Genomic DNA, 17,430 nt, shown 5'->3' with positions numbered 1-17,430 from the left:
AACAAAAAGCAGCTGATTTTCAATTAAATGCAATGAATTCGGGCAATTAACATTGCTCTGCTCATAAAATCCTGCTATCTTGATTGCATGAGAACAGAGAAAGAGAAAATGATTGCAGGTGAGCCTTATCTCGCAGGAGATGAAACGCTTGTAAAAGAGCGCTTGCATTGTAAGCAGCTCTTATATGAACTAAATATCAAAGAATACATTTTAAGCGAAAAAGGGAAGGCGGTTTTAGCAAAGCTGATCCCTAATGCACCTAAAAGTCTATACATAGAACCCCCATTCTTTTGTGATTACGGGTACAATATTTTCTGTGGAGAGAATGTGTATTTTAACGTGAATTGTGTGGTGTTGGACGGGATGCCAGTTAAGATTGGCAGCAATGTATTTTTTGCACCCGGTGTGCAGCTGTATACCGCTTCACATCCATTGGATGCAGAATTAAGAAAAAGCGTAGAATTTTCCAAGCCCATTACTATTGGTGATGATTGCTGGATCGGTGGCGGAACAATTGTTTGCCCGGGAGTAACGATTGGAAACAGGTGTGTGATTGGCGCAGGCTCCGTAGTTACGAAAGATATTCCTGATGATTCGCTTGCTGTAGGTAATCCAGCAAGGGTCAAAAGAAAAATCGTTCCTGAAAATAAATAAAGAAGAGGCTGTCAGACGACAGCCTTTCTTAGTTTAGGTGGTTTAGTAGTTCTTGTGCAACCTGGCGTTGTACACATCATCCCAGGTGATGTACGGATAGAGGTTGAATTTCTTTGCCTGAACTTCGAACAAGGCTTTCAGTTCTTCCAGCTTTGCCGGGTTCTTCTTCGACAGGTCAATCCGTTCATTAAAATCTTCGTTCAGGTTATACAACTCCCAGACATTCTGAACATAGTTTTTCGGAAGCCCTTCTTTGTCATTTGATAAATCCAGCAAATCCGGGTGATAGGAAAGTGCAGCCTTCCAGCCATCTTTATAAATTGACCTTGCCCCAAAAATATAATAATGCTGAATGCGATGTTGCGAAGCCGCTTTTGCATCATCAAAAGAATAAACCAGTGATGTCCCCTGAATAGAATCCTGTTTAATGCCCCTGATGTATTCCGGCGCTTTAATTCCGGTATACTCCAATGTGGTTGGCAGTAAATCGATAACATGACCATACTGAGTCCTGATCGTTCCTTTGTCTTTGATGCCTTTAGGATAATAAACAATCAAAGGGTTTCTTGTTCCTCCTTCAGAATTCGCATCCTGTTTCCACTGTTTAAAAGGGGTATTCAGGGCCTGTGCCCAACCCAAAGGATAGTTCCCCTGGATAGATTTTGGCGTTCCGATCTCTCCCGAAGCTTCCAGGTTATGCTTAATAATTTCCTGTTGGCTCAGCTTATTTGTGGCTCCTCTGGGTAAGTCTATTGTCCCGCTAAAAGTTCCTTCCTTACTCGCTCCATTATCCCCGATGATCACAAAGACCAGTGTATTCTCCAATTGCTTCGATGCTTTCAGGTAATTGATTACCCGTCCAACCTCATGATCGGTATAGCTCAGGTAACCGGCATAAATCTCCATAAAGCGGGTATATAATTTCCGTTCATCTTCAGGCAGTTTATTCCAGGCTTTTATATTTGAATTGCGCGCTGGCAATACGGCATTCGCAGGAATGATGCCCAGTTGTTTTTGTCTTTTGAATACCTCTTCCCTGAAAACATCCCAGCCTTTATCGAATTTACCTTTATAGCGGTCGCTCCATTCTGTGGCCACCTGATGTGGGGAATGAGTGGCGCCGGGTGCATAATACAGAAAAAAAGGTTTTCCGGACTTCGCCTTTTGCTGTCTTTCAATAAAACTGATGGCCTTATCGGTGATCTGCTCATTCAGGTGCCTGCCATCCGGCTGTACATGTGCATTGTCTTCTACCAGATCAGGCTTATACTGATCCGTTGCAGAACCGAGGAAGCCAAAGAAATGGTCAAAGCCTTTTCCCGTTGGCCATCGGTCAAAAGGACCGGCATCGGTAGCATCCTCATCAGGGGTCAATCCATATTTTCCGACAGCAAAGGTATTGTATCCGCTTTCGCGTAGAATCTCTGCGACAGTGCCTTTATCCGAAGGAATACGGCCATCATAACCGGGAAAACCTGCCGACATGGCAATGTGGGCAAATCCTCCCATATGCACCGAATGGCTGTTCCTTCCCGTCAACAGGGCCGATCTGGTAGGTGCACAGATCGCAGTGGTGTGAAAATTGGTATAGGTCAGCCCCTGATGAGCCAGACTGTCAAATGTAGGGGTATTGATTACTCCTCCAAGCGTACTGGTCGCTCCAAAGCCTACATCATCCAACAGGATCCACAATACATTGGGTGCTCCCGCAGGGGCTTTAACCGGCTTTGTCCAGGACTCCTTTGAATCGGCAAATGTCCTGCCAACCACTCCCTGAAAAGGCTGTTGCTGTTGTGTGATATTTTGTGCGTACCCTTCTGAGTAGCTAAGCCCGGTGCCCAAAAGCAGCCAGGCCAGAATTGATCCTTTGTTCATTGCTATGCTTATTTAGTTCCTTTTGCCAATTTTGATTGTTGTTGGGCAACCAAGTTTTCGATCTCTGTAGTGGTAGACTGCCCTGCTTTCTTCCATATTTGCTTTTTACCCTGATAAAGTACAAGTGTGGGCAGTTGATTAATCTTAAGCACTTTGAGGAGCTCCGTTTGATCATCGGCTTCGATCCGTACAATCTTTGCAGCAAATCCGGTCTTCTTCTCTAAAGAATCCAGAACCGGAATCAGTTTTTTGCAGGCACCGCAATATTTCGAACCAAAATCGACCAGTACAAATGCAGAAGATCCCGTCAGTGTATGAAACTGTGCAAGCGAAAGCGCAACGCCCTTTTTTGCATTATTTACGATTGGATATCCGGAGCCAATCCAATTGGCAATCCCACCAGGAAGTACAATCACTTCTTTGAACCCTTTTTCACGAAGTTTTTTTGCCAGTGCCACACTCCGGCCATTGGCAATCGAATAAACAAAAGTGGGTTTGTCCTTAGACAGCAGGGCGATGTCCTTTTCATGTGTAGCGGCAGCCGGGTCAATATTGATTGCACCCGCCAAATGGTTCTGTGCAAATTCTTCACTACTTCTGGCATCCAGAATCTGCGCATCTGCTGCTTTAGCTTTGGTCGCTAATGAGGAAAGGGATTGTGCCTTTAGAACCCCTCCCAGAGGAATCAAAAGGATCAGTAAAAGATGTCTTAAATGTTTCATTTTTTTATCAGTATTTAGCTTATGATAGTTTCGTTTTTATGGGTTGATGATCATTTGATTCTATTCCAGTCCTGAACCCCAACACTTCTGGCCCATTCCAGGTATTTTTTTTCTAGTTGTTTTACCTTTTCCGGATATTTCCCGGCAAGGTCCTGCGTTTCCGTACGGTCCGTCTTCAGGTTGTACAACTCCCATGGTGCATTGAGTTCGGCAACGAGTTTCCAATCCTGTTCACGAACGGCCCTGCTTCCTTCATGCTCCCAAAAAAGAGCCCTCCCTTTGTTCCCCTTTTCGCCCTTTAAAGCAGTCAGGAGGCTACGTCCCGGCAATGCGGTTAATGAATCACCTTTAAACAGTAAAGGATATCTTGTACCTGTCAGTTCCAGAATGCCGGGTAAAATATCGATCAGGTGAGCAGGTTCTTCATTTAAAGATCCGGAAGGGATTAACCCCGGATACCAGGCAATAAAAGGAGAAGAGATCCCACCTTCATGGGTGTTTTTCTTAAAAAGACGGAACGGGGTGTTGCTTGCATTTCCCCATGGCGCTTCATAGCTGTCAATAGAATTTACGCTGCCCGGAGTTCCATTTTTTTGAGTCACATAGTTCCAGTTTTTCACTTCATCGGCACTACCCCCATTATCGGAAAGAAAAAGAATCAAGGTATTTTTATCTCTTTTGATCTCCTTGATTTTAGCCAGGATCTGTCCTATTCCTGCATCCATTCTGTCAATCATAGCAGCATAAATCGCCATGCGTGTATCCCACATTTCTTTTTCTTCTGCAGACAGTCTTTTCCATTCTTTCACATTTCCGAAGCGCGGCGATAATGCCCATTCCTTTTTCAGGATACCCGAAGCCCTGAGTTTTTTATAACGTTCCTGCCTTAGTTCATCCCAGCCGGATAAATACCGGCCTTTATACTTTGCAATATCTTCCGGCAAGGCCTGAATCGGCCAATGAGGTGCATTATAGGCTACATACAGAAAAAAAGGATTGGGCTGATCCTTGATCTCATCCAAAGATTTCAGGGCAAAATTGGTAATGGCCTGAGTTAAATACAGGGAAGTATCCTGACGTTTCAGTTCCTTTCCGTTCAGTTGAAAAGTAACCGTTCTTCCATCATTATACAGGGGCTGTGAATTGAAATAGCTGCTGCCATTATTTTGCAGGGTAAAGGATTTATCAAATCCCCTATTCAGTGCAAAGGCCGAAGGAACCAGTCCCACATGCCATTTTCCGGAAACGATGGTCTGGTACCCCTGTGGCTTTAACAACTCTGCAATTGTAGCGCTATGTTTACTCAAATATCCCTGATAGGCTTCAGTTCCTTTATCCTGAACCATATCTCCAATTCCGGCCTGATGCGGGTAAAGCCCCGTTAACAATGAAGCCCGGGAGGGGCAGCACCTCCCTGCATTGTAAAACTGGTTGAAAATGACCCCTTCTTTTGCCAACTTGTTTAAAGAAGGTGTGTGGATCTCCGAACCAAATGCACCAATATCAGAGAAGCCAAGATCATCAGCAAGAATGATCAGGACATTTGGTCTGGATGGCAATTTTCCAGATGAGTGTAGTTCCGGTGCTAAACTTCCCCCTTGAGTAAATCCAGAGCAAATGTTCAATCCAAAGAACAAGACAGTTAAAAAGTTAATTCGCTGGTTCATGATTCCTGTTGTTTAGATGAAGACCTACCATCCCGGGTTTTGAATCAACTTTCGGTTCAAATCAATTTCCTGTTGAGGAATCGGGAACAGCAGGTGTTTGGGAACAGATATATTGACCTTTCCGACTTTTTTCAGTGCATCTTCCAGAATGATCTTGCCGGAAGCATCTTTCTCCCTGATCAGGTCAAACCAGCGCTGATTTTCCCATACCAGTTCCAGTCGGCGGTCAAGGTAAATGGCAGCTCTGAGCTGATTTTTATCCAGTCCGGAAACAGGAGTCAAACCTGCGCGCTCCCTTACCCGGTTATACGCGGCATAGGCTTTGGCAGTAGGCCCATTGGTCTCATTTTCTGCTTCTGCCAGATTGAGTAACACTTCAGAATACCTGATGATGGGCACATTGGCGGCAGATTCACTTAAGTTTGAGGATTGATTGGGATCCCAATATTTATTGAGATAAGGAATGGAATCACCAGGAATGGTCTTGTCATTTAAGTCGCCATACCATTTCCCATCACTTCCCAGAAACCGGGTCACAAAGCTGCCGTTTTTCTTTCTCTTATCGTTTGCTTCGTAAAGCTTGTAAATGCTGAAAAACTTATCTGTTCCCTGTGTATAAAACCTTACCTGATCTGTATACGAACCCTGTATTCCCGGAACACCTGAGCGTGCCCCTCTGGGTGCCTGATTGTTTCCCTGACCTAAGGAATTGGATTTAAACTGTGCAGAAAAGATGTGTTCCTTCCCGTTTTTAAAAGCCGGAAGAAATACTTCTGCATAGTTTGTAAACAGATCATAATTGAAAGGACTGGATCCGGGGCCATAAGGAAAAGGACCGGTTACTTCTTCTGCCCTCGCTACCGCTTCTGTCCATTTGCCTTGTGTTAAATATACTTTAGACAACAAGGATTTAGCTGCCCCGGCGGTAGCTCTGCCGATATCCGACCCCGTGTAACCCACTGGCAATACTGCCGCAGCATCAGTAAAATCCTGCTCAATCTGTATATAAACCTCTGCCACGGTATTACGGGCAATCTGAAAATCTGAGATCGTTACCCCTGTCTGATCGTGCAAAATCAATGGAACACCACCGAATAAACGAACCAGGTTGAAATAATATAAAGCCCTCAGGAGTTTCGCCTCTCCTACCAATCTGGTTTTTAAAGCCGCTGTTAAGGCGGGATCTGCAATCTCCGGCACCTTATCTATCGCGATATTTGCCTTTTTTATCCCTGCATAATGTTGTTGCCACAATTGAAGCACCCTCAATCCTGTGGAAGAATGATTGAGTACCGCCTGAGAACGGACATCAGCATTGGTAGCGCCTGGTCCCGGATCAATATCATCCGACATGAAGTCCATTCCCGTAGCAAATAAAGTGTTATACGGAGTTTGAACAGAAGGCCCTCCAGAGTTTAAAAGAAAGTATGCAGCATTAACCGCATTTACGGCATCTGCTTTTGTTTTATAATACTCATCTGCTGTGATAAACGTGCCGGGATCTTCTTTGAGTTTGGCACAGGAAGCAAACAGGCTAAGCATGAGAATTAAGGAAAAGTATTTGAGATTATTCATGGTTTGATCTGATCTGGAGTTAAAAGGAAAGGGAGGCACCTGCCATAAAGGTTCTGCTGTTGGGATAAACCCCGTTATCTACACCAGAATTGATGGCCGACTGACCATTAAAATTTGCTTCAGGATCATAACCGGTATAATTGGTCCATGTCCAAAGGTTCTGTGCAGAGAGGTAAAACCTCAGGTTCCTCAGACTGGCCTTGTTTAAGACTTTTTGAGGTAAGGTATAACCAAGAGAAAGGTTCTTCAGGCGCAGGTAAGAAGCATCTTCAATAAAACGGTCTGCAATGGTCACTGCCGGATCAGTATAGGCACTATGCACATCTGTATTGGTATTTGTTGCCGAATAACGGTTCAGTAAAGTGCGGGGTGCATTCGTATACCCCGTTCCCAACTCCAAAGTACCCCGGTTCTGGTTGTACAGTTTGTTTCCGTAAGAAGTTTGAAAGAAGACAGAAAGATCAAATCCCCGGAAACTGAAATTGTTTGTTAAGCCAGCTGTAAATAGTGGTTGATTGGAAACAATAAACCTGTCGCCGGCCTGGGTAATGACCCCATCGCCATTTTTATCGACATATTGTTGTCCGCCTGCAGCTTTATTGGAAGAAGGAGTTAAAGCTTTCCCGGGAGCTGTCCCTGCCGGAATCAATCCATTTGTTTTATAGGCAATGAAAGAGCCAATCGGATAACCTACGGCAGCAATGGAGGGCAATGAACTGTCCGGAATGATCTGGCTTACACCATCCAGACTGAGCACCTTGTTTCTGTTGACCGCAAAAATCACATTCGTTCCCCATTTAAAATCTCCAACCAGGTTTTTCGTGTTGATGCCCAGTTCAAAACCTTTATTCTCTACTGCTCCGATATTCTGGTAAATCTGACTTTGGAGAGTCGAAAAATCCAGTAAGCCACTTGTGGCAGGCACCGTAATGTTGTACAACAGGTCTGTTGTCTTCTTATAATATACATCCGAAACCAGGTTGATTCGGCTATTGAATAAAGACAGGTCAACGCCAAGGTTATACTGCGCTGTTTTTTCCCAGGTCAGGTTAGGATTGGCATTGGTTCCCGGGGCAAAACCGGATACATTACTGCCATTAAAATTATACCGGTAAAAAGTTTCCCTGGCAAAGGACTGGTAGGCTGGTATTTCCTGATTTCCCGTCAGTCCGGCACTAAAACGAAGTTTTAAGTTCGAAATGGCGGTATTGTTTTTCAGAAAATCTTCTTCGCTTACATTCCAGGCGATGGCTGCAGATGGAAAGGTTCCCCACTGATGGCCATCGGAGAACCGGGACGATCCGTCTGCACGGAGGGTCAGGGTTAAGAGGTATTTGTTGGCATAGCCATAATTTATCCTCGCCAGAAAAGAGTTTAAAGCAGTTGCATAGGCCGAGGATCCGGGTGTTTGAGAAACAATCCCTGAAGAAAGGTCATTAAAGCTCGTTTCATCTGAAGCAAAACCAGCAGCAGCAGCAATGGCACCTTTGGTCACCGCAGATTCCTGGGTGAAGCCAATTAAAGCGTTCAGGTTGTGTATGTCATTGATCTTCTTTGTGTAACTCAGGGTGTTTTCATTGAGCCATCGGGTCGTAAACAAAGTTCCCACCTGCCCAAGTCCGGAGAGTCCGCTACCTTCGTATACAGTAGAGGGTAAATACCTGTTTTGCTTATTATCGACAATCAAAATCCCTGCAGAAACCTTGGCTTGTAAACCTTCAATGATCCGGTAATCTGCAGAAGCATTTCCCAAAACCAGATTGGTCCGGCTTTCATTCAGCTGGTTGTACAAGGTATTTATCGGATTTCCATACGCCCCTTCAAACGGGCTCTTCAGGTAAAAAGAACCATCAGGATTATAAAGAGGAACTGCCGGCGACATCAATAATATATTTGGCACCACCGACTGTGGGGCGATTTGTGCTTTGGAATTGCTACCGGCAATATAGGAGACGATTTTCAGGCGTTCATTGTATTGATGTTCTACATTCAAGCGGCCTGAATAACGGGTAAAATCGGTATGCTGCAACACCCCCTCCTGCTTGAAATAATTTCCTGAAAGCGCAAACTTTGTTTTTTCAGAACCTGTTAACACAGAAATATTATGACTTTGTATCGGTGCTGTACGGAATGCAGCGGCCTGCCAGTCTGTCCCTGTTCCCAATGCATCAAGCTGAGCCTGGGTATAAAAGGGTGTTTTCCCTGCATTGATCAGTGCATCATTCCTTAAAGCCCCCCATTCCGCAGCATTGAGCAGAGGAAGTGTCTTCACTACTTTTTGACTGCCATAATAGCTGTCAAAGGCAATAGCCGACTTTCCTGCCGTTCCTTTTTTTGTATTGATGATAATGACCCCATTGGCGCCTCTTGAACCATATATTGCAGTGGAAGAGGCATCTTTCAAGACATCAATAGATTCAATATCTCCCGGATTTATGGCAGAGAGCAGGTTAATTTTAGGTCCGTTACTTACCCCGGCATCAGCCAGTTTTTCATCGTTATAGAAAGGAAAGCCGTCTATTACGTACAAAGGTTGCGAACCTGCAGTGAGGGAAGCTGATCCCCTCACTTGCACACTGACCCCTCCACCGGGTTGCCCTGTAGACTGGGTAACCTGTACACCCGGGATATTTCCCTGTAACAAACGTTCAGGAGAGCTTACCGGCTGGCCCTTTACCTCCTCAAGTTTCAGGGAAGAAACAGAACCGGTAACATCTTTTCTGCGTTGTGTTCCATAGCCGACTACCACCACATCATTCAGGTTGTTGCTGATCTCTTTCAACAGAACCTCCACCGGACTTCCGGTAACGTTCAGCTCTACTCTTTCATAACCGACATAACTGATGATTAAGGTATAGGGGAACTTTTGGCCTGTTCTGAAGTTGAACCTTCCTTTATCGTCTGTGGCCACCTTATGGGTGGTTCCTTTGATTTGTATCAATACTCCAGGCAGGACTTCTTTGGTTTTTGCATCCAATATCTGCCCCACAAGTGTCGAGTTAATAATGGGCTGATTCTCCTGCGCCCTTAGCGTAGAAGAAAACAGGAAAAGCAACTGCAGGAAACAAAAGATCAGCGTAACAGAAAACAGCTGTTTTTTTTCTTTAAGTAAAACCCTGTTTTTTGGGTAGGGAACCGAAGTTTTCGGGTAGAAAACAGTAGTTTTCGAAGCCACCGGATAGGTTAAAGACAGGGCATAACGCTCCCTCTCTTTAGCAAGATATTGCATATTTGTATGGTTTAAAATGACATGATTTGAACAGGTCCAACGCCAATTGATTTCCTGATCTGAATACGATTAATCTTTAGGGATTCAGGCTCTGTTTTCTTTAACCTGCGGCAGCAGGTACATCTTTCAATGCCAGTTCCTGTTCTCCATTATTCTGATGAACGGTCCGGATGCTTACCAGATCCCTTTCTTCGATCGGAATGTCCTGTTTTGCAACAGAAAAGTCCTGTTTTACAAGTGGAATATCCTGTTTTACGATTGGGCCGCCTGCTGCAAGTTCGCTTCCTTCTACATTGGATTTAAAGATTGGCCAAAGGAGCTGGGCATACCACGGATCTCCTTCATAATGAGAAATGCCGTATGCTGCAGGATATTGTCTGGAAATATGAGCGGTTCCGAAGATCACATCCCAGAGAAAGAACATGTTTCCAAAATTGCCTTTGTAATAACCCACTCCATCGTCGGTTGTTGCAGCATGATGTGCATGGTGTGTTGCAGGGGTAGAAATCAGGCGCTCCAATACCCAGGCTATGGGATGCAATACTCTATATTTATAAAAAGGTTTGTCCCATGGAATGCTGGAATGTGCCAGGGTAGTAATGGTGCTTTTAATCGCTCCCACCACGATTCTTGGTGCACCGAGTCCCAGATAAACCAATATGGTGGTCACATAAGTCTGGGAAAAGAAAAGGGTATATAATGCGTTCTGCCGGCTGGCCATGGCCATCCCCATATAGGAAGCAGAGTGATGTGTGCGGTGAAAACGCCATAACCAGGGAATTTCATGGTGCAAACGGTGGTACCAGTATTGGGTCAGGTCGTCGGCAATGGCGATAATGAGCAATCCCCATCCGAAGGAAACCCAGTCGAACTCATTTCTCAGGGCAGGAATCACCGCCGGTAAAAATTTCAGTCCAAAGAAAGCAATTGCTGGTCTGATTACGAGCTTTGGCAATACGAAACAAGCGATATCCACTAATTTTTCATTTTTATTCCAGCGTTTTTTATATAAGCCGAAAGAGAATTCCAGGACCCCTAAAAAGAGGACCAATACACTGAGTCCGTAACCATTCAGGTTATCTATGACTTGTTGGATAATTTTAATCATGTTGTTGGTTTATTTGGTAGTTTATCTGGTTAATGGATTAAGGTTTGATCACCTGCACGGTTTTAGTTGTTTTCTTTAGCCATGGTCGCTGACCGGTAAAATAAAAGGTGAAAAACATCAATAATATGGGCAGCGCGTAGATAAAAAGGCTCAGAAAAATGTTCCTGATGATCCTTTTCTTTACTGATTCTTCAATTTTCATGTGTTTACTTTTTGGTATTTACTTAAGATTTAATGTGGTGGTTTGAGCAGGAGGCTCCCCTGTTAAAATTTTTTGGATCAGCCAAAGCCCTCCTAAAAGAATAATCAGCGGAACGGTAGCTACTACGATCCCCACTGCGATCTTCTTTCCGATCAATTGTAAGTCTGAAATGGTCATAGGATAATTTTGTAAGGTGACAGGAAAAGGGAACTGATGGCAATGGCCATATTTTGCCGGATAGTGCGAATGAGGTGGTCAGGAGGATACAGCCCGGACAAAGAATTCCCTGAGGATTCTACAAGAATTTTCATGATGTTTTTTTTAAATGACAAGATTGAACAGTACCAACGCCAATTGAACTCCTGTTCTTTTACTAAAAAATTAAGGTCTTTTGATCGCCTGACAACGGCTGATTAAAGGATATAGCAGATTACCTGCAACAACAACGTCCTGCCACAGAAAGGGAGGTCGTCAATTCTTCATTTGTAAAAATGAAGCTCAAATCGGGATGTAGGTTTAAACTTAACATCGTTATACTGTGTGAGTTATATTGTTTAATACAAATATAGAATTTGAATCCAACAATACAAATTAATTCTACTAAATAAGTAGAATTAATTCAAGAAACCATGCAATTTCCCGTTATGGTCATATATAAATGTAATTATTTAACTTTGGTCAGGTTTAAATGACAAGATTGAATCAGGTCCAACGCCAAAATCAGACCCTGGTTTAGTTATTAATCCTTAGGGGAATACATCGTATTCCCCTTATTTTAATTATGCCATCCCTCCATTCACGCCAATATTCTGGGCCGTAATCCAGTTTGCTTCATCGCTTGCCAGAAACAATACCACCCTCGCAATATCTTCAGGTTCGCCAATCCGGTTAAAAGAGGAAAGGGATGCCAAACGGTCGATCACTTCCTGAGATTTACCATTAGTAAACAATTCCGTATTTGTAGGCCCTGGCGATACAGAGTTGACATTGATTCCCCTAGCTCCGATTTCCTTGGAAAAAACACGGGTTAACTGCTCTACAGCAGCTTTGGTAGCCACGTAAGTGCTGTATCCGGGAAGCATCAGGCGGTTTACAGAAGTAGAAAAATTGATGATACTGCCATTTTCGGCCAGGCGTCCGGCAGCTTCCCGCATGGTATTGAAAGTACCCTTCACATTGATATCAAATTGTCTGCTGAATTCTTCATCAGTGGTATCTTTTAATAATTTGGTAATCATGATACCTGCATTGTTTACCAAAACATCTATCCTGCCATAATGGGCAATGGCTTCATCAAACAGTCTTTTTACTTCATCCGTTTTGCTGACATCTGCCTGCAAGGCGATGGCATCTCCGCCCTTTCCAATCAGTGCATTTACCGTATGTGTTGCTGCTTCGGTACTGCCCGCATAGTTGACAATTATTTTTGCTCCCGCTTCGGATAATTTATGTGCGATTGCAGCGCCTATACCTCTGGATGCACCTGTGATTAAGATTACTTTATCTTTTAATGTTTTCATAATTTCTCTGGTTATAATGACACCACAAAGTTGAAACAATTCGTTATGGAAAAAGTGCTTATAGTACAGCATTACATGTAAATTTCTAAGATTAAAAAAGGACCATACTTTCGCATGATCCTAACTTTACAGTGATCCCCCGACCAATGGCTTTTTTATTTAAGATCGAACCAAAGCCGGGTGGTCAGCAGATCTGCACCTTGCCTGGCTATGGCTGATTTGTAATTTGCACCATTTAAAGATTGTTCCTGTCCCGGGTAGAGAAATCTAAGTGGCATCTTGCCCGAAAGTGTCCCTCCAATTGCGGGAACAAGTTCCGGATAATCCAATCTCCTCCATTCTGCAAAAGCTTCCAGCCCCTGACCGAATAAAGCGATCCATTTTTGAAGGCCAATAGAGGCCTTGAAATTTGTTGCATTGTATTGTGCTGCTGCAGATGCAGTATAGGCATTAATGGCAGTCGCCGAGACTCCATATTGTTGTAATGAAGCTTCTATAGCCTGTTTATAAAGCCCTGCTGCATCTTCAGTACTCAGTCCTCTTGCCGCAATTTCAGCTCGGTTAAACAACACTTCAGCATAGCTGATGATCACTGCGGGAGCAGTTGGGGCCAGAAAATAGGTTCCGGGTTTGGATGTTTTACTTAGCTCATATTTTTTTGCATCTAAGAAACCGTTTGGAACACCGATATAAGTTTGTTCCGTTACATCCTTCGTCGGACTGACAAAGATGGAAAGTCTTGGGTCTTTTAATGACCTCAGTGTATCCACAATAGTTTTGCTTATTCTGTAATCATCCCTGGTATCGAACAAATTACTGATCGGATTTTGGTTAGGCGATGTGGAATAAGTCAGCTGTGCATTTTCCAGGTTGGTACTGATCAGGCTCCCTCCTTCCGCAGTTAGCTCAGCCAATACTGCTTTTGTTTTTTCGACATCTTTATCTGCAATGCGTAAAGCGATGCGCAAGCGTAAAGCATTTGCGAATTTTTTCCAGAGTTCAATCTTACCTTTATAAATGATGTCGCCTAAAATGGGTTTACCAGCTGCATTCAGATCAGTCTGTGCAGATTTCAGATCCGCAAGTAAGCCATAATAAACATCCTTCTGGCTATCATAGGTCGGATTAATATAGTCTTTAATCTGTCCGGATTGTGAATAAGGAATATCTCCATAGGCATCAGTCATCAATAAATATACCCATGATCTCAATACTTTTGCCACTCCCTTATAATTGGTATTTCCCTGTTCATCTGCCAGAAGAACCAATTTATTCAGGTTGGTAACCCCTTTTGTATATCCTGATGTCCACAAGTCCTGAAGGTCATTATTGGTAAAAATATACCGGTCAGGATCATTGTATTGGATTTTTGACCAATGCTGAATGAACAACAAGCTGGAGTTCATGTTATTGGTTACGCCCCAATAGGCATCTGAAGTGCTTTTTATAGCCCCTGTCAGCAGATAATCAATCTGTGGGATTTCGGTTGCATTAGGGTTCTTATTCAGGTCTGCCAGCTCATCTTTGCATGAGCTAAAGGACAGGAGTAATGCTGAGGAAAATAAAATTGGAATATATTTGAATTTCATGGTGTTTAGAATTTAAGGTTAAGATTAAAACCAAATGATCTGGTTGTAGGCAGACTCAGGTCTTCCAGTCCCTGTGCATTACCGACATTGAATGCCGTTTCAGGATCGATATTTGGTACATTTTTATGAATGATCCATAGGTTTCTCCCTACCAGGGAAACGGTTGCATTCTGAAATCCTATTTTTCTGGTCCATTGAGCCGGTAAATTATAACTTAGTTTTACCTCTCTCAGTTTGATATAAGAGGCATCATACATAAACTGTTCATCTACGTTTGTGAAGCCTTTATAGTATTGCTGAGCAGGAAGGATACGTCCGTTTTTCGTTCCATTGGCCAATACTCCATCGAAAATCATCCCATCAGTATAGACGGTTTCTCCTGCCGGGGCTTGTCCGCCATTTGCGATTCCAACAGCTATTCCTGTGTTTACATTTCCAGGGAAATAATAACTTAGACCCCCATTTTCGGTGTTTCTACCTCTCAATGTACTCTCCAGAACTCCGGTATAGGTTCCGGTACGGTTTGAATTGGAATACACTTTACCTCCGATCCTTGCATCAATAAGGAAATTCAGGTTGATATTTTTGTAAGTAAAACTATTGCTGATCCCTCCCAGCCAGTTTGGGGTAAATTTACCCAAATATTGTTTTTCAGGGTTGATAATGGGTGTTCCGCCAGCACCAACCAGGATCTGTCCCTCAGCATTACGCTGATAAGCAGTACCAAAAAATGTACCGTAAGGTTTTCCAATGGAGGCCAATACATCTACCGTTCTGTTGGTTCCAATGGTATAGCTCCTGATCAAACCTTCTTTATCCAGTTCTGTAACTTTGCTGCGGTTCAATGCGTAATTGAGACTGATGTCCCAGCTGAAATCCCTGGATTTAACCGGGTTAAGCCCTAATTGGACTTCAAGACCTTTATTGTTTATGCTTCCCCCGTTGATTAGTTTCTGACTGTATCCTGTAGAAGGGCTCACATTTATTTTCAGGATCTGATTGATACTGTTGGTATTGTAAACACTCAGGTCCAGTTTTACCCGGTTATCGAATAGGCCCAGTTCAATTCCCGCCTCCGCAGATTTGGTAATTTCTGGCAGCAGGTTTGGATTCAGGTCCACCAAACCGGCTCCCTGTTGCGGGTTTCCATCAAAAGGGGCGGTAAAAGTATAGGTATTTGCCAATTGATACGGTTCAGTTGCCTTCCCTACTTTTGACCATCCTCCTCTGATTTTAGCAAAGCTCAACACCTCACTCTTTATGTCAAAGGCCTCAGTAAGGATGAGACTTCCGTTTGCAGAAGGATAAAAATAGGAAAGGTTTGGTCTTGGTAAACTGGAGTCCCAATCGTTTCTGGCAGTTAAATTAAGGAAGGCATAGTCTTTATATCCCAGTTGTGCAGAACCAAAAGTACTATAGGTTCTCAGCTTGCTGTAAAAATTGGAAGATACTAAGGGGTCTCTTGAATTGTTTAAAGTATACAAATCTCTCACCGCTAATTTAGTGGCCATCTGGTCATTCTGTTCCAAGGTATTGGTTCTTACATTTATACCAGCCAGGACATTAAGGGAGAAGTTATCGTTTAGCTTTTTATCAAATTCCAACCTTCCTTCAGTATTGTTTTCATTGATGGTATAGGCATCTTCCTGATAAGAGCCAGTAGGCGTACCATTGGTACCGAAAGCAACTTTGATCTTTCTCCGGTCCGTATAATAATCGTTTCCTGTTCTGAAGTTTGCGGATAATGCCCCGGTAATTTTATAGTTCAACTCTGCACTCCCAATGATGCGGTCGCGCTTTTGACCAACTGTATTTTCGTAAGCAATGAAATAGGGATTGCTGTAATAGCTATTGTTCCAGTTAAAATCATTGCCATTCTCATCTTTATATTTTTTAAGCTTAGACACATCCACCTGTCTGCCGAACCAGGTAAACTGTAACATAGGTCCAGTGGCTCTTTTTCCTCCTGATGCCGGAAGGTTTGCGGCACTGCTTTTTATATAGTTCACATTGGCATTCAATGTTAGTTTTGGAGTGATGCGGTAAGTCGTATTGAGTAGCAGGGAATTTTTATTTTGTGAAGAGTTGGGCATAATCCCTCCCTGGGTGAGGTTATTGTAGGAAAAGCGAATGTCCTGTTTTTCTCCTGATCCGGCAAGTGCAACGCCATTGCTCAATGCATAGCCGGTTTCAAAAAAGTCCCTTACATTATTCGGGTGCGCAATGAAAGGTTCTGGTTTTCCTTTGGTATTGAACTGAGGAATCAAGCGACCGTCCAATGGAGGGCCCCAACTTTCATCTACACCATCTTTAACCCCTCCTCCTGCACCGTTTACATAACTAAACTCCCCATTAGAACCCTGGCCAAAAGCATTCTGATATTTCGGAAGTGTCAATAAGTTCGAGATGGTTGTATTGGAGTTGATACTGATCCCTAAGCCCTGCTGTCCTCTTCCTGTTTTTGTTTTAATCAGGATTACCCCGGCAGCGGCCCTGGAACCATATAATGCAGCGGCATTCGGCCCTTTCAGCACACTGATAGATTCAATATCTTCAGAATTGATATCTGAAATCGCATTCGCAAAATCTCTGGAGCCCCCATTGCCCAAAAACTGTGAATTGTCTACCGGAACACCATCTACTACAAACAGAGGTTGGTTCTGACTGGAAATGGAGGTCTCCCCGCGAATGATGATTCTGGAAGAGCCCATATCTCCCTGACTATTGGTGGTTTGTACTCCGGCAATTTTCCCTGCCAGCGAATTGATCAGGTTAGGCTCTTTAGCCGTAGAAATGTCTTTGGATTTCAATTCCTGTACGGCATAACCCAGTGATTTTTTTGCTTTGGTAATTCCCAAAGCCGTAACCACCACTTCATTTAAATCATTTAAGGAAGCTTCCAGACTTATTTTCAGCTGAGTTGTTCCTGCGGTAACTTTGATCTCTTTATTGGCATATCCGAGATAGCTGATCCGGATAATGTCATTCACATTTGCGGAGATGGAAAAACTACCATTTACATCCGTAACAGTAGCTGTTTCTTTTCCTTTGATGGTTACCGAAGCCCCCGGAATTCCCTCTCCGGCAGGGCCATCTGTAACCACACCGGTAATTTTAAGCGACTGTGCCTGGGCCGTCAGCAGGAAAAAAAAGGACAAAGCAATCCCTATAAAAATCTTGTATATTTTTAACATATTGGTTTTTAACTAAGTGTAAGAAATTTAGATTTTGGTACTGTTAGATGCTACAGCAACACATGGGCTTTGTCCCGCACATATTAGGATTGATG

At 43.4% G+C, this 17,430-nt stretch carries 12 protein-coding genes; 1 reads left to right on the top strand and 11 read right to left on the bottom strand.

The window, feature by feature from the left end; genetic code table 11:
* The first annotated feature begins 87 nt into the window (after nt 1–87).
* Nucleotides 88–654 carry a sugar O-acetyltransferase gene (locus BUC20_RS10895; RefSeq protein ID WP_073230774.1) on the top strand — a complete coding sequence of 189 codons (567 nt, stop codon included), beginning with the start codon at nt 88–90 and terminating at the stop codon, nt 652–654.
* Nucleotides 655–696: 42 nt separating this feature from the next.
* On the opposite strand, the gene BUC20_RS10890 is transcribed toward BUC20_RS10895, so the two are convergent.
* The 11 genes from BUC20_RS10890 to BUC20_RS10850 all read right to left on the bottom strand — a co-directional run bounded on the left by BUC20_RS10890 (nt 697) and on the right by BUC20_RS10850 (nt 17,335).
* Entirely contained in the window at nt 697–2,529 is a 1,833-nt protein-coding gene (locus tag BUC20_RS10890) for an arylsulfatase (RefSeq protein ID WP_073230773.1), read from the bottom strand.
* Between the two features lie 8 nt (nt 2,530–2,537).
* Complete coding sequence (locus BUC20_RS10885; RefSeq protein ID WP_073230771.1) at nt 2,538–3,251, bottom strand: rhodanese-like domain-containing protein; 714 nt, start codon at nt 3,249–3,251, stop codon at nt 2,538–2,540.
* Nucleotides 3,252–3,301: 50 nt separating this feature from the next.
* Entirely contained in the window at nt 3,302–4,918 is a 1,617-nt protein-coding gene (locus tag BUC20_RS10880) for an arylsulfatase (protein ID WP_084528756.1), read from the bottom strand.
* A gap of 24 nt (nt 4,919–4,942) precedes the next feature.
* The gene (locus BUC20_RS10875; RefSeq protein ID WP_073230770.1) at nt 4,943–6,493 is read right to left on the bottom strand and encodes a RagB/SusD family nutrient uptake outer membrane protein; all 1,551 of its coding nucleotides are present in this window, start codon (nt 6,491–6,493) and stop codon (nt 4,943–4,945) included.
* A 19-nt stretch (nt 6,494–6,512) separates the two neighbouring features.
* Entirely contained in the window at nt 6,513–9,722 is a 3,210-nt protein-coding gene (locus tag BUC20_RS10870) for a SusC/RagA family TonB-linked outer membrane protein (RefSeq protein WP_084528754.1), read from the bottom strand.
* Between the two features lie 100 nt (nt 9,723–9,822).
* Entirely contained in the window at nt 9,823–10,830 is a 1,008-nt protein-coding gene (locus tag BUC20_RS10865) for a sterol desaturase family protein (protein WP_073230768.1), read from the bottom strand.
* A 37-nt stretch (nt 10,831–10,867) separates the two neighbouring features.
* Nucleotides 10,868–11,032 carry a hypothetical protein gene (locus BUC20_RS34070; protein WP_200800928.1) on the bottom strand — a complete coding sequence of 55 codons (165 nt, stop codon included), beginning with the start codon at nt 11,030–11,032 and terminating at the stop codon, nt 10,868–10,870.
* An 18-nt stretch (nt 11,033–11,050) separates the two neighbouring features.
* Nucleotides 11,051–11,209, bottom strand: a complete 159-nt coding sequence (locus tag BUC20_RS34065; protein ID WP_200800927.1) for a hypothetical protein — start codon at nt 11,207–11,209, stop codon at nt 11,051–11,053.
* A 602-nt stretch (nt 11,210–11,811) separates the two neighbouring features.
* Nucleotides 11,812–12,552 carry an SDR family oxidoreductase gene (locus BUC20_RS10860; protein WP_073230766.1) on the bottom strand — a complete coding sequence of 247 codons (741 nt, stop codon included), beginning with the start codon at nt 12,550–12,552 and terminating at the stop codon, nt 11,812–11,814.
* Nucleotides 12,553–12,707: 155 nt separating this feature from the next.
* Complete coding sequence (locus BUC20_RS10855; protein ID WP_073230764.1) at nt 12,708–14,141, bottom strand: SusD/RagB family nutrient-binding outer membrane lipoprotein; 1,434 nt, start codon at nt 14,139–14,141, stop codon at nt 12,708–12,710.
* Nucleotides 14,142–14,146: 5 nt separating this feature from the next.
* Entirely contained in the window at nt 14,147–17,335 is a 3,189-nt protein-coding gene (locus BUC20_RS10850; protein WP_073230762.1) for a SusC/RagA family TonB-linked outer membrane protein, read from the bottom strand.
* Nucleotides 17,336–17,430: the final 95 nt, after the last annotated feature.

Source organism: Pedobacter caeni, assembly GCF_900129215.1.
GTDB classification, from domain to species: domain Bacteria; phylum Bacteroidota; class Bacteroidia; order Sphingobacteriales; family Sphingobacteriaceae; genus Pedobacter; species Pedobacter caeni.
This window is presented reverse-complemented; position numbering and strand designations above follow the sequence as displayed.

Excerpts from the sequence above, each read along its gene's own strand:
- BUC20_RS10895 (WP_073230774.1), top strand. The coding sequence starts at position 88 with ATGAGAACAGAGAAAGAGAAAATGATTGCAGGTGAGCCTTATCTCGCA.
- BUC20_RS10890 (WP_073230773.1), bottom strand. The coding sequence starts at position 2,529 with ATGAACAAAGGATCAATTCTGGCCTGGCTGCTTTTGGGCACCGGGCTT.
- BUC20_RS10885 (WP_073230771.1), bottom strand. The coding sequence starts at position 3,251 with ATGAAACATTTAAGACATCTTTTACTGATCCTTTTGATTCCTCTGGGA.
- BUC20_RS10880 (WP_084528756.1), bottom strand. The coding sequence starts at position 4,918 with ATGAACCAGCGAATTAACTTTTTAACTGTCTTGTTCTTTGGATTGAAC.
- BUC20_RS10875 (WP_073230770.1), bottom strand. The coding sequence starts at position 6,493 with ATGAATAATCTCAAATACTTTTCCTTAATTCTCATGCTTAGCCTGTTT.
- BUC20_RS10870 (WP_084528754.1), bottom strand. The coding sequence starts at position 9,722 with ATGCAATATCTTGCTAAAGAGAGGGAGCGTTATGCCCTGTCTTTAACC.
- BUC20_RS10865 (WP_073230768.1), bottom strand. The coding sequence starts at position 10,830 with ATGATTAAAATTATCCAACAAGTCATAGATAACCTGAATGGTTACGGA.
- BUC20_RS34070 (WP_200800928.1), bottom strand. The coding sequence starts at position 11,032 with ATGAAAATTGAAGAATCAGTAAAGAAAAGGATCATCAGGAACATTTTT.
- BUC20_RS34065 (WP_200800927.1), bottom strand. The coding sequence starts at position 11,209 with ATGACCATTTCAGACTTACAATTGATCGGAAAGAAGATCGCAGTGGGG.
- BUC20_RS10860 (WP_073230766.1), bottom strand. The coding sequence starts at position 12,552 with ATGAAAACATTAAAAGATAAAGTAATCTTAATCACAGGTGCATCCAGA.
- BUC20_RS10855 (WP_073230764.1), bottom strand. The coding sequence starts at position 14,141 with ATGAAATTCAAATATATTCCAATTTTATTTTCCTCAGCATTACTCCTG.
- BUC20_RS10850 (WP_073230762.1), bottom strand. The coding sequence starts at position 17,335 with ATGTTAAAAATATACAAGATTTTTATAGGGATTGCTTTGTCCTTTTTT.